Annotated in this window: 8 protein-coding genes; 3 read left to right on the top strand and 5 right to left on the bottom strand. The window is 44.5% G+C overall.

Annotated features, from left to right (window positions below; all coding sequences use genetic code 11):
• Positions 1-5: 5 nt before the first annotated feature.
• Both G8O23_RS05420 and G8O23_RS05415 read right to left on the bottom strand, forming a co-directional pair.
• Entirely contained in the window at positions 6-1373 is a 1368-nt protein-coding gene (locus G8O23_RS05420; RefSeq protein ID WP_166362580.1) for a sensor histidine kinase, read from the bottom strand.
• Positions 1363-2739: a sigma-54-dependent transcriptional regulator gene (locus tag G8O23_RS05415; RefSeq protein ID WP_166362578.1), complete on the bottom strand. Its 1377-nt coding sequence runs from the start codon at positions 2737-2739 to the stop codon at positions 1363-1365. Before G8O23_RS05415 ends, G8O23_RS05420 begins: the two co-directional genes overlap by 11 nt.
• A gap of 190 nt (positions 2740-2929) precedes the next feature.
• Here G8O23_RS05415 and G8O23_RS05410 point away from each other — a divergent pair, with 190 nt between their 5' ends.
• Positions 2930-5317 carry an ABC transporter permease gene (locus G8O23_RS05410; protein ID WP_166362576.1) on the top strand — a complete coding sequence of 796 codons (2388 nt, stop codon included), beginning with the start codon at positions 2930-2932 and terminating at the stop codon, positions 5315-5317.
• Between the two features lie 391 nt (positions 5318-5708).
• Positions 5709-6191, top strand: a complete 483-nt coding sequence (locus G8O23_RS05405) for a PaaI family thioesterase (RefSeq protein WP_166362574.1) — start codon at positions 5709-5711, stop codon at positions 6189-6191.
• A 2-nt stretch (positions 6192-6193) separates the two neighbouring features.
• Here the strand turns inward: G8O23_RS05405 and G8O23_RS05400 are convergent, their stop codons facing one another.
• A complete protein-coding gene (locus G8O23_RS05400; protein ID WP_166362572.1) occupies positions 6194-6898 on the bottom strand; it encodes a 16S rRNA (uracil(1498)-N(3))-methyltransferase in 705 nt (234 codons plus the stop codon).
• Positions 6899-6940: 42 nt separating this feature from the next.
• Between G8O23_RS05400 and G8O23_RS05395 the strand changes: the two genes are divergently transcribed.
• Positions 6941-7435: a metallophosphoesterase family protein gene (locus G8O23_RS05395; RefSeq protein ID WP_166362570.1), complete on the top strand. Its 495-nt coding sequence runs from the start codon at positions 6941-6943 to the stop codon at positions 7433-7435.
• A gap of 26 nt (positions 7436-7461) precedes the next feature.
• Here G8O23_RS05395 and G8O23_RS05390 read toward each other — a convergent pair whose 3' ends face one another.
• Both G8O23_RS05390 and G8O23_RS05385 read right to left on the bottom strand, forming a co-directional pair.
• A complete protein-coding gene (locus G8O23_RS05390; protein WP_166362568.1) occupies positions 7462-8379 on the bottom strand; it encodes a DUF3667 domain-containing protein in 918 nt (305 codons plus the stop codon).
• The gene (locus tag G8O23_RS05385) at positions 8357-13039 is read right to left on the bottom strand and encodes a hypothetical protein (protein ID WP_166362566.1); all 4683 of its coding nucleotides are present in this window, start codon (positions 13037-13039) and stop codon (positions 8357-8359) included. Before G8O23_RS05385 ends, G8O23_RS05390 begins: the two co-directional genes overlap by 23 nt.
• Positions 13040-13045: the final 6 nt, after the last annotated feature.

The raw sequence follows: 13045 nt of genomic DNA, 5'->3' as shown, positions 1-13045 counted from the left end.
GCACCCTAGCCATTTTGATTTGGGAAGATTAGCATGAATACCGAACCCTGCCCCGGAGTGCTTTTTAGCTTAATGGTACCGGAGTGTAAGCGCATAATTTGGAGGGAGAGGCTAAGCCCAATGCCTGAACCCTCTGCCTTGGTGGAGTAGAAGGGTACAAATACACTATCGAGACTTTCTGGAGTAATTCCAATTCCATTGTCCGAAACGGTTACTATCGTTTTCCCCTCGCTTGCGTAAACCTCAACATCTATCTGGGCCGAGCTAATTCCCTCTAGTGCATCAATGGCGTTCTTAATAAGGTTTATAAGCACCTGCTCAATCAAATCTTTATCCACCATAAGGCTATTTACAGCCCTGTCGATAATTAGCGAGCTTTTGATGCCCTTGTTGTCGAGAATTGGCTTAAAGAGCGAAGCAATGGGCTTAATTAGCCCGTCAACATCAATGGGTGCAATGTTGGGCTCCGGAAGCTTGGTAAGGCTTCTAAAGTCATTAACAAAGCGCATAAGCGCTCGGCTTCGGGTTTCAATGGCCTGGTATCCCTCGGCCAAATCAATACTTTCCTGTTGGGTTAAGTCGCTAAGTGGACGGGTGGAGCTGTCGGGAAACCGAAGCGTATCGTTCATAGCTTCGCTTAGCGAGAGGATGGGGGTTACCGAGTTCATTATTTCATGGGTTAGCACCCTTATGAGCTTCCGGTACGATTCAAGCTCCTGTTCCCGCAGAGGTTGGCTAATATCGTGCATCACCACTAGCTTACTTTGCTTATCGAGCAATTTTATTGACGAGCTGGTAATGGCATACTGCACGCGTTCGCCCTTGTGGGTGAAGGCGATAACCTTTTCTTGCCCCTCGACAAGCTGTTGTAGAATGGAGGGTAGCTGTGGATCCAGCACTTCGAAGCTGGAGATATGTTTTATTTCACTTCCCTTTAACAGTTTCCGCGATGCCAAGTTGGCTAGAATAACCTTCCCTTCCAAATCGAAGCAAACTAGCACTTGATTAACGTGGTCCACAATATGGTTGAGGAATTGGTAGTGTACCTCTTTTTCGATGCGTACCTCACGGTAACCTTCGGTAAGCTCGTTGAGCAACCGGGCAAGGGTTACAAAAATTCCATCCTTTTCGGCGGGTTTAAAGCTGATATTGAAATCCTTCTCCTTAACCGATTGGAGCATCCCGTTGAGCTGTCGGTACCCCTTCTCAATAAAGTAAATAAGTTCAATAGCCAGCAGGATGGCCAATATTAGGAGTTCTAGCGAGGTGAAGTAGTAATCCTTTTTCTGAATAAAGTAGGTAAACCCACCTATGGTTGCCCCCAGAAGAATAATTCTGGAAATTATCTTGACTCTGAATAGTTTAAAGCCCATACTTTGCCATTTTGCGGTATAGCGTTGTCCTTCCCAAACCAAGTTCCTTGGCGGCAAGACTTACGTTTCCCTTGTTAACCTTTAGCGCTTGTACTATTGTCTGCTTCTCTACATCCTCAATATTTAAACTTTTTTCACCTACTGAGCTATCTAAATTGGTTTTATTTTGATTTAGGAAGAGGGAGTCGGGTTCAATCAGCTTTCCATCGCACATTATTACCGCTCGCTCCAATGCATGGCGTAGCTCCCTAACGTTACCGGGCCAGCTATACGATTTAATTAATCGTTGTGCTGCTTTTGATAGCGATATCCTTGTTTTACCGTACTTCCCTGCATACATTTCGAGGAAATGGTTTGCCAGTAGAAAGATATCTTCTTCGCGGTCGCGAAGAGGAGGGATATGCACCTCAACGGTGTTAACTCGGTAGTACAAATCCTGTCGGAAACTTCCAACTTCTACCAAATGGTTAATGTTAGCATTGGTGGCAGAGATAAGGCGGATATCAATCCTTTTTGATGTTGATGAGCCCAAGCGTGTTACCTCCCTGTTTTGGAGCACGCTCAGCAGCTTGGCCTGTAGGGTTTGCGGTATATTGGCAATCTCATCGAGAAAGAGGGTTCCGTGGTTTGCCGCCTCAAAGCGCCCAGCCCGTTCCTCCTTGGCATCGGTAAATGCACCCTTGGTGTGTCCAAAGAGTTCGCTTTCGAATAGCGTTTCGGCAATCGACCCCATATCCACCGTCATAAAGACATTACTTGCCCTGCCCGAATGCCTGTGAATTGCGCGGGCAACCAGCTCCTTACCCGTTCCGTTTTCTCCCAGTATCAGGACGTTGGCATCGGTCTTGGCCACCTTTTTAATGGTGCTAAATACGCTCTCCATAGCTTTCGATTGGCCAATTATTTGGTTAAAGGGTGAGTTTGCAACCTCCGATATCACCCTTTGGGTATCGCGCAGGGAATGCACCTCTCTATTCGAAAGGGTTAGCTTTTGTGCAGCCGATACGGTGGCCAGCAACTTCTTGTTCTCCCATGGCTTTACCACGAAATCGGTGGCGCCGAGCTTCATTGCGTTTACCGCCAGGTCAATATCGCCATAGGCCGTCATGAGCACAACGGAAACCGAAGGGTCAACAGCCCTTATCCTTTCTAAAAAATCAAGGCCCTCCCTGCCACTGGTTGCACCAGCCGTGAAGTTCATATCCAGCAGCACGATGTGTACATCATCGTTTGCCAAGGCTTGTTCGGCTTCGGCACATGGTTTTGGAAAGCAGATTACTTCATCGTAATACTTTCCCAGAAGAATTCTGAGCGAGAGAAGAATTTCTCGATTATCGTCGATTGCAATTATCTTAGTGCTGTTCATAATTCCTTAGAAAAAAAGGTGTAAATAGCTAGTGAATTGTTCCATTTCAAAGCTACAAATGTTTCAGTTTGAAACAAAATATATTGTAATAATTTTAATGCTATGTTGTTATAATGATGATATACAGAGCAGTGTGATGTGTGGTATACGAATTGATAATTGAAATTGATAACTTCATATTATTAAAGAGATGGTTAAAAATTTCCTCAAAACTACCCTACGGGTTCTCTATCGAAACAAAGGGTTTACTATTCTTAATATATTAGGCCTTACTCTGGGTTTTTCATGCTGCATTTTCATTGCATTATACATCAATCATGAGGTGAGTTTCGATAGGTTTCATAAGAATTCTCACCAAATTTATCAGCTGACGGTTGGCATGGAGCGTAATGGGGAGTTGCTTGAAAATACACCAATTACAACTCCAAAGATGGGAGAGGATCTTTTAGATTATATCCCCGAAGTAGAGAAAATATTAAGAATAGGAGGAGGTGGGGGTAACTTTATGGTTGATAACAAGTTTATATCCTCGGGCCATTTGATGTATGCTGACTCAACCCTTTGGGATTTTTTCGATTTCGAGCTAGTTAAAGGCGATACAAAACAGGCGCTTAGGGAGCCTTTTTCGTTAGTGCTTAGCGAAAGCCTAGCCAATTCGTTTTTTGGAGCAGAAGATCCAATAGGAAAGGTAGTTCTGCTCGAGGGTGAGATCCCTTACACGATAACTGGTGTAGTGGAGGACTGCCCAACCAACACGCGGTTAAAGTACAACGGCTTTATATCTTTCTCAACATTATATAAAGTTAAAGGCGGTATAATGACTGAGTGGGATGGGAATTTTAGCTACCGCACGTTTATGCTATTGAGTAAGGGGGTAAATAGTGACGAAGTTGTTAAAAAGTCGAACGATTTTGCAGACCAGGGAATTAATCAAAAAATGGCTCAGGTAAATGTTAGATTTGATATGGGTTTGCAGTCAATTAGAGATGTGCACCTGTACAACAACCTGATGTATGAAAAACCAGGTGTAGCCAAAACCCTTCTTTTGCTATCGGCCATTGCATTATTCATCCTTTTCATTGCTGGGTTCAACTTTGTTAACCTAACAACGGCGCGTAGTACTCGTCGAGCTAAAGAAGTTGGACTAAGGATGACAGTTGGAGCATCAAAAGGATTGGTTCGATTACAGTTTATTGGCGAGTCAATACTACTTGGGCTTGTCTCCGCTTTTTTGAGTCTGCTGGTTGTAGAAATGCTAACACCTGGGTTCAACAATTTATTAGGCTTAAGTTTAAGCCTGTATCAGGGTCAGGCAGTTATTATTAGCGCATTTATCCCCTTATTTGTAGTTGTTTTCGGATTTCTGGCAGGATTGTACCCCGCCTACTTCTTGTCATCCTTCAAGCCAATAAGGGTTTTAAAAGCCGATTTTGGTGGTGTGAAATCAAAATCAACGATCAGAAACCTATTGGTAACTTTACAGTTTGCTGTTTCATCGCTGCTAGTTATTGCTACAGCAATTGTGTTTTTACAGCTGAACTTCATTAAGAGTAAGGATTTGGGTTTTGATGACCAAAATCTTCTTACTGTAAGGGTTACGGGCGAAAATAAATGGCAAAGAGCAGATAGACTTATTTTAGAGCTGATGAAATTGCCCGAAGTTGAGGTTGCTGATGTTTCAAATCAGCCACTAGGCTATGGCTTCACCCAAAATGGATATGTGGTTGAGGGGATGGAGAATCATTTGATGATTAGAGCCTTAGCGGCAAGCCACACCTATTTACAATCCATAGGCACATCGATAAAGTATGGGCGGTATTTATCAGAGGATTTTACTACCGATGAGGATGGAGCAGTAGTAAATGAGACCTTGGTTAAGTTAGCAGGCTGGGACGATCCCATAGGTAAGAAAGTACTTAGGGGCGGAGAGAAGGAGTTCACTGTGGTTGGTGTGGTAAAGGATTTTCACTTCAGATCGCTTCATGAAAGTATTGAACCATTAATAGTTTTTCTTCCATTTAGTTACCACGCCTCATATTGGAATCCAAATATTCATATACGGTATAAGCAGGGTATGGTGCAATCGGGGTTAGATAAAACTCACCAGATTTGGCAAACGTATGAAGGTAACCCAATGGTTGGGTATAGTTTTGTAAGTGATGTCCTAGCGAATCAGTATAGGGCAGAGGATAGCTTTGGCAAGCTATTCATTTACTTTACCGTCCTAGCCATATTTATCTCGTGCCTTGGACTGCTTGGCCTTTCGAGTTTTATGTTAGAAAATAGAATGAGAGAGATTGGTGTTCGAAAGGTGCTTGGCTCCAACACATCATCCATCGTGGCTAGATTCTCAGTCGATTTCACCAAGTGGGCACTTATTGGAACGCTAATATCATGGCCAGTTGCTTGGTATTTTGCCAATGAGTGGTTATCGAATTTTGCATACAGGATTGATACCCCTTGGTTAGTCTTTGCGTTTGCTGCTGCATTTAGCCTTATGGTTTCCCTTGCAACTGTTTTTGTTCAAACCATTAGGGCAGCAAGAACTAATCCGGTGGAGACACTGAAGTATGAGTAGGAGGGGGGAGGAGGAAGTGCCTAAAGTTTAGAGTAGAAAGTAGAAAGTCTAAAAGCTTGCCCTGAGCTCGTCGAAGGGTCTGAGAGTTGAAAGTCTGAAAGTCGAAAGTCTGAAAGTCAAAAGTCTGAAAGTCAAAAGTTGAAAGTCGATAGTATCAAAGCCGAAAGTATGCCCTGAGCTCGTCGAAGGGTCTGAAAGTCGAAAATTTAGGTTTTTGTTTTTAAGCAAAAGGCTTTGCGTTTTTGTGACTTTGCGTTTAAAACTGAGAGTTTGCCTTGAACTAGTCATAAAGGTCAAGTGTCGAAAGCTCAAAGGGCAGGAGCGTGGGCTACTTATCACCCAATTTGTTCCTTTTTCGCAAAAGTGCTAATATTGCAGCAAATCAGTACTTATGAAAAAGGTTCGGAACCCCTACGTGGGACATGAGGGATATGGGTGCTTAGGCTGCGATCCAAGCCATCCATTTGGTCTAAGGTTAAGCTTTACTTTTGATGAGGTTGAAAAGATATTATATGCTGAGTGGACGCCCCATAAGGGTTTTCAGGGTTATACCGATGTTGTGCATGGCGGGATTCAGGCCACTCTGCTCGATGAGATTGGTGGTTGGGCTGTAAATACCATTCTTGGGACAGGAGGTGTTACCTCGCAGCTGCAAATACGATACAAGAAACCAGCTCATATTTCCGATGGTCCTCTTAAGCTAAAAGCTTGGCTTGTTAGCTCGGAGAAACGTTTGGCCAATATTCAAACTCAACTTTTTAATGCAAAGGATGAGCTTTGCGCCGAGGCGCAGGTGCAGTACTTTGTTTTTCCGCCCGAGGTGGCCAAGCAGAAGCTAAATTTTCCGGGTGCCGAGGAGTTCTTCGAGAAGTAGCGCTACTCCTGATTTCTAAGGTTAGCAATGGTGCAAGCCACCACGCCTGCCGTTTCGGTTCGTAGGCGCGAGGGGCCTAGCCCTGTTGATGTAAATCCTTGTTGTAAAGCCATATCAACTTCATTCGGACTAAAATCGCCCTCGGGGCCAATTAGCATCATTACGTTATCGCCCTTTGTTATTAATGTTTTGGCGTGGGGCTCATTAAAATCGCCACAGTATGCAATTAGCTTGCGCCCTTCGAACTCCAAGGCAGCAAAGTCTTTAAATGGTGTTAGCGGGTTTAGCTTGGGTAGGTAGGCCTTTATCGATTGCTTCATGGCTGCAGCAATAACCCGTTCCAATCGCTCCATATTCACGGTTTTACGTTCCGAGTGCTCGCAGAGCAATGGAGTAATCTCGTCAATTCCTATCTCGGTGGCCTTCTCGAGGAACCACTCAAACCTATCAATATTCTTGGTGGGGGCAATGGCTATGTGCAGGTAAAAATTTCGTTTGCCAAATTGATGCTTTGTCTCAATTACATCAACAGCACATCGCTTTGGATGGGGATCGGTTATGCTACAGGTTAGCATGGTGCCATGGCCATCCACAATATTTATGGTATCGCCAACTCCAAGTCGTAGCACCCGCACGCAGTGCTTCGATTCATCCTCAGGCAGCACAATGCTATTATCCGAAATCTGTGGAATATAGAAAATATGCATCTATCTTTGCGTTTGCGCAAATGTAGCTAATATTGCAAAAGAATGAAACGAATTGGGATTTTAAGCGATACGCACGGCCATTGGGACGAAAAGCTGGAGACGTTTTTTGCCTCTTGCGATGAGCTTTGGCACGCTGGCGACATTGGAAACATTCAAACGGCCGATACTATTGCTCGCTTCAAGCCTCTCAGGGCTGTTTATGGTAATATCGATGATTTTAAGGTGCGATCAGCCTACCCTAAAGTTCTCCAGTTTCGATGTGAGGAGGTGGACGTGCTAATGACACATATTGGGGGCTACCCCAACCGCTATGAGAGGGAGGCTCTTGCTCTTATTAAAGCGCAAAAGCCCAAGCTTTTTATATGTGGCCATTCCCATATCCTTAAGGTGATTTACGACAAGAAGTACGAGCTGCTGCATATCAATCCCGGTGCAGCAGGTCGATCGGGTTTTCATCAGGTTCGTACGGCGGTAAGGCTAACCATTGATGGAGCCAACATGAAGGATATGGAGATTTATGAGTTACCTCGATCCTAACCCCTAACCGACTGGAAAAATAGAGGTTATAGCAGTATTGCAACAGCTAGGCTGCTAACCATCACAATAATAGAAATTACGCTATAGGCCGATAGGAGCAGAGTCGATTTCCAGACACTGTATAGCCAGCCGGTATGGTAAAATCTTTTTATGGATAGCATAAGATATACTAGCCCTATGGTAACGGCTCCCTGGTAAACTATTGAGCTGCTGCGTCCTATTATCAGTTCTATTATCAGCACTATAGAGAAAATGCAGAACCCAAAGGTGTGTATATGAACCGAATGAACCAAGTGCTCGATGTAAACCCTCTTCTTTTTCCGAGTTAAAAGCATGAGCAGTAACGCAAACAAGGGCATTAGTGCAAAAAACATGTACGATAATGCCTTAAACACTCTAGATTTATACTTCTCGGGGTTTGAAATAATTTGCTGCGCTTTCTCGTTGAAGTAATTATCTATCGTTTCCTTATGGGCAATATGCTCTGGCTCTAGGGTGTTTAACAGCGAATCGGCCTTCGCAAGCTCTTCCTTTGCTTTTTCTGTTTCAATACTGTAATCAACAGAAGTTTTTCCTTCACTCATACCCAGCAAAAAGAAGTAAAGTAATGATGAGAACATAAAAAGCTTAAGGGGTGCGGTGTACCTAACCCTTTTGCCATTTATATACTCCTTCGATAGCCGACCTGGCTTGACAAAAAGTGGTGGCAACGTACGTAGCAGCGTATTATCGAGCGAAAACAGTGAGTCGAACAATGGAGCCATCACCTGTAAAAGCGGCTTTTTTATGTTAATATGTTTTTGCCCACAATTATGGCAAAACCCACCAACCAGCTTGGTATTGCAGTTCAAGCAGATTGATTCTTCATTATTATATTCTGAAATTTGGGTTTCTTTCTTTTTTCTTAGGAGTAGTATGCCTTTAAGGTTTAGTTTCTTTTTCATCCACATTTAAAATATCGTTAATATCTCGGGGTGGGCTTTCAGTTTCTTCTTCTTCCTGCAATGTTTCAGTCGCATTTTCCTCAATGTTTTCCACAGTGCTTTCTTCAACATTTTCTTGAGGTTCTCCCTCAGTCGGCTCTACGTTCTCCACATCCTTTCCCAGTAGCTGGTTATAACGCTCCTGTGCCCTTTGCAGTTCTCGGCGGGTACCCACCACAAAGTTGTATGGAATTTGTCCTGCCGGAACACGGACTCTTCTCTCTCTTGTGCGCATATCCTTAATGGGGTCGGTAAATAGTGGGTTATGCGACGATACCTGCATGGCTCCTCTGGCGTAGTAGAACACGTAGTACTTATCGGGCGATAGCTCCAGGTAAATTATCATCCAGTCGCCTGTGTTCCGCTTGTATATCTCTACAAACCCATCAACAAACTTATTAACCTGCATTCCACCAATTGTACCAACTCCAATTTTACCCTTCGATACAAACGAGGTGTTCTTTTGATCCCAGGTCATCTTAAGGTCAGCAAATGTAAGTGAACTCTCTATCCCTTTTGGAATTTGGGTTGGGGCGCCAAACAGATTAATTTGATTCTTTGCCGTTTGGGCTTCACCCTTTTCGAGCTCTTGGTGAAGATATTTGTGGTAAATTTTTCGGTTAAGGTCAACCGTTTTTAGCTCAGGTAACGTAGCCATTTCGTTGGCCATGGCCTCAAGCGATAGCTGATTGAAGTGAAAGCTAAGCGCAAGTACCAGATCCATATTCAGGATGCTATCGGCCAAAATATGGGTAAGGCTACCTGACGTGGTGTGCTTAATCTGGCCAAGGTTTACAGGTAGTTTAACCTCGCCTTCGCTGAACAGCATACAGAAATCTTTCGATAAGCTAATAAGATTCCCCGTAGTGTCGGGATCCATTATCTTCGATTTTGACCCAATGAGGAACCTGTTTCTATTTTTGTTGTAATGGATGTAGCCGTGGGCCGAAACCAGCGTCCGGTCGGTATGCTCTTTCCTCCCCGTAAGTAGCGAAGGGTAAAGGTGAATCGAATCAACCGTTACCACGCTACCGTTTATAAGTATATTCTGATTTAGGTTTCTCGGAAGCTCTGGAACTGGTATGTAGATATTTTGGGGATCGAGTTGTGCGTTGAAGTAAATATTACTTGAATTTATTTGGCTACAGGGGTGTAGTGGTTTGGCACCACCATGAAATGTCCAATGCTTTTCGGGTGCAGAAATTGCCATATCGCCAATAAAACCAAAATGCGGACTTAATCTAAAGCTATCGGGCTCAGTTACGCTCGTTTCGGCGTAGGAGTTCCCTCGGTTATCTACCTTAATCTCTTTCAGAAAAATGGGTTGTATGGAGTCGTTCTCATCAACATAATCGATGGTACCGCTTGCAGAGTATCGTTTGCGGCTAGTAACCCTTGTACGGGCATCGTAAAAATGGTGGTAGCGCTGGGTCTGATTGGCAAATATTTGCGAACCATCCATGGGTAACATCCTATTCTTCGCATCAATCTCAATGGGATCTTTCCCTGGAATAATCAGTGCATCGGCAACTAGTAGATGTTTCACCGAATCGGCCGTTAGGTGGGGTTTGCTAAGGTTATACTTCACTTTTGGCGAGAAGAAGTACAGCGAGTCCTCATCGTTATGGTGCGAGTAGAAGAGCGACCCGTCGAGCTGCTTGTCGCCTCTTGGCATTCCCGCAATATTTACCTTTCCGAGCTCCACATCTCTTTGCCTATCGGGCGTTTCTATGGTTAAGGAGTTGTCGTCAATTGCCCATACAAATTTGTCGATAAGCGATTTGTACATCATGGGGGGCAGATCGGCAGCAATACTCTCGTTCACCTTGTAGAACTCTCCATGGCGGGTTTCGAAGCTAACATAAGCTTTAACCTGTGGTGCAGTGAATGCCAATTCCTCTGCCGACACCACGTTGAACTCAGCATTGGCCAAGTCGGTGTTGTAATCCAAAGCATTGAATTGGTAGTTGTTGGCAGTTAATCGTGCCTTGTGCATATCCATTAGTCCATCGCCCACTAGTCCAAGTGGTTCAAGGGTTAGGTTACCCAAGAGCTTTGCCTCGTTGTTGAACATATTAAACGATTCTCGGCCCTTGTACGCGTATAGCTTTTCTTGGTAGGGGTACCATTTCACCGAGTGTACTTTACCCTTCACATCGGGGTACTGAATGCCATCGTTTTGCTGCGCAATGGTAAACTCGGTACTCATGGTAGCTAGCGAATCGGGGAAGAAATTGATGTCATCCGATGAGGTTGATGAGGTGATGTACTCAAACCGACCAACGCCTTTCAGCCCCCTGTTGCTCAGGTCGATGCGATTGTAGAATCGGCCTTTACCTTGGTAAATGGCGTAACCCTCAGTGGGGAATGTTCGGCGAAACCCGAGGGAGTTATCGGCTCTAAGCAGTAGGGTGTCTTGCATTGGGGCGAATATATCGGCGGAGTAGAATGTGCCCGCAAAAACCATATCCTCAATCTCAAAATTGTTTATGCTGTAGAATGTGAACGGGTCTAATCTAAAAAAGAAATTTTCTCTATCGTACACCCCGTTATGTATCGATTTATCGTCGTAGTAAACAAAGGAGTAGCCCTTGCTATTGAAAATTGGGTACTCCTCGTTCATTGCTAACCCCGATTTGTTATTAGGCTTATCGATAAGCACCTCACCCGCGATTACCTCAAGCGTACTGGTAACCCGGTTTAGGATACGTCGGCCGTAGAAGTCGAGGTCGTCGGTTTGGTAGTTAAGCCTAAGGGAGTCGATAAGTTCCGAGTTCACCTTAAACTCGGTGTAATCGAACTCGAAATTGCTACCGTAGAACCTGAACATACCAGCATCAACCATTCCATCGAAAGAGAAATTCCTGTCCTTCTTAAGTATCAACTCTCGTCGGGCAGGGTAAAGGAATACATTCTGCGAATCGCTAATGGACACGTTCTCTACGCCACGTATGGCCACCTCAAGACTATTGAGATCGATTTTAGCATTGGCACCACTCTCAACGTAGGAGCTGAACTTGAGCACATCGTAATCGATAAATCTCCCCTTGGCCCTAATGGCATCGTAAAGCTTGGGGAGCACAAACACGTCGCCCGTTTCGTACTCGTATAGCAGGTAGCCCTGCATGGCCAATCGCATAATCGCAATTCTTACCTGTTCGGGGCTTTTACGGATGTATCGGGCAAAATCATCAACTTTAAACTCCTTTGAGCGGATGCGGCTGGTGAAGTTCGATACGGCAAAGATGGGATGCTGCTCGTCGCGTCCCATGAGCTCATCAAAAAGTTCCTCGTTAAAAAAGTTGTTCGACTCAAAAATGGCTCTACTTTGAGCTGACCCCATGGGGGCGCTAAACGACATCTCGTTTTCGCCAACACGCCACTGTAGCTGGGCAAATGTTATGGAAAAGTTGTGATAGGTGCTAAGTATTGGGCTTTGGGTGGTAAGCAGGTTTGTGGGGGCAATGGTAACCAGCTTGGCCTGATCGTTATAGGTGAAACCTAGTCCAGTGTGGTACAGCGAGTCGCTTTGCAGCTTAAACCGCACCCGGGCATAGTCCGATACAACAGTTTGCCGACGGAAAATGTAGGTTTGGGCTTCGACCCTCAGAAAATCTTCATTATCGCGCTTTATTTCGATGATGGCAGGTTGCTCTCGGGTACCGTTACCAATAAATTGCGAACCTATCATGTAGTAACCCCCATCAAAATCAACACCATCAAAAAAGTCAGTAATTTTATGGCGCAGCTCGTAGGTGTAGAATTCGGGGTAATTCACGTTTTGTGGATTGGTAGCTCTTGTAATCTTATCTTTTAAGCGGCCCATCGAGGGTTTGTCGAAGTAATCGAGGTTGGTGTACATCACCGAGTCGGCCTCGTACTCATTGCGCGTGGTGTTTAGCTTGTAGTTGTCAAGGGTTGCAAATATTATGTCAGTGGGTAACCTGCTTCTTACCCAGGTAACTTTTCCTCCCTTACCAATCCACTTGTCCTCAAGAGGGAAATACACGCCTTGGGTTGAATGAATGGTAATGGAGTCGTTGTTGTTGGTACATACTAGGTCGATATCGAAGAAGCTAATGGTCAGGGTTTGGTCGAACTTGTAATTAAAATTCTGGTTGCTAGCTTTCCACTCAAAGGCTGGATTGATGGCAAACGTGCCACGGGTGAACAGGGCCAAGGAGTTGTCGAGAAATCTGCTAATCCATGAAATGGGCAGGTTGTCGGTTTTGGCAAAAGCTTCAGCACCCAAAAGCCATGTGTCAACCTCGTTCTGAAACTTTTGGCTTTGGGTGTAAAGCATCAGAATTTTAGCGTAGGTAATAAGTGGCGTGGTGTTTACCCCTGTTTTTTTTAGAATATCGTTGGCTATTGAAACTACCTTTCCCTTTTGGTCTGTAGATAATGTGTCCGATTGCCACATCAGCGCAAACCTTTCAGGCAGATCTTCATCATCCTTTTCCAGCTGGCTTTTTACCAAACCCTCGAGCTCAGTAGCGAAAAGTTCCAACTCAGGAGAGAAGGTTGTTATCCTTTGTGAGAAGCCTTTTGCCGAGGCACCTGTAAGGATTGCGAGCATGGCTAATCTTATGGCAATGTTTTTCAGGAAGGATAGTTTCATCTGTCT

The organism is Perlabentimonas gracilis (assembly GCF_011174675.1).
GTDB classification, from domain to species: Bacteria; Bacteroidota; Bacteroidia; order Bacteroidales; family Tenuifilaceae; genus Perlabentimonas; species Perlabentimonas gracilis.
This window is presented reverse-complemented; position numbering and strand designations above follow the sequence as displayed.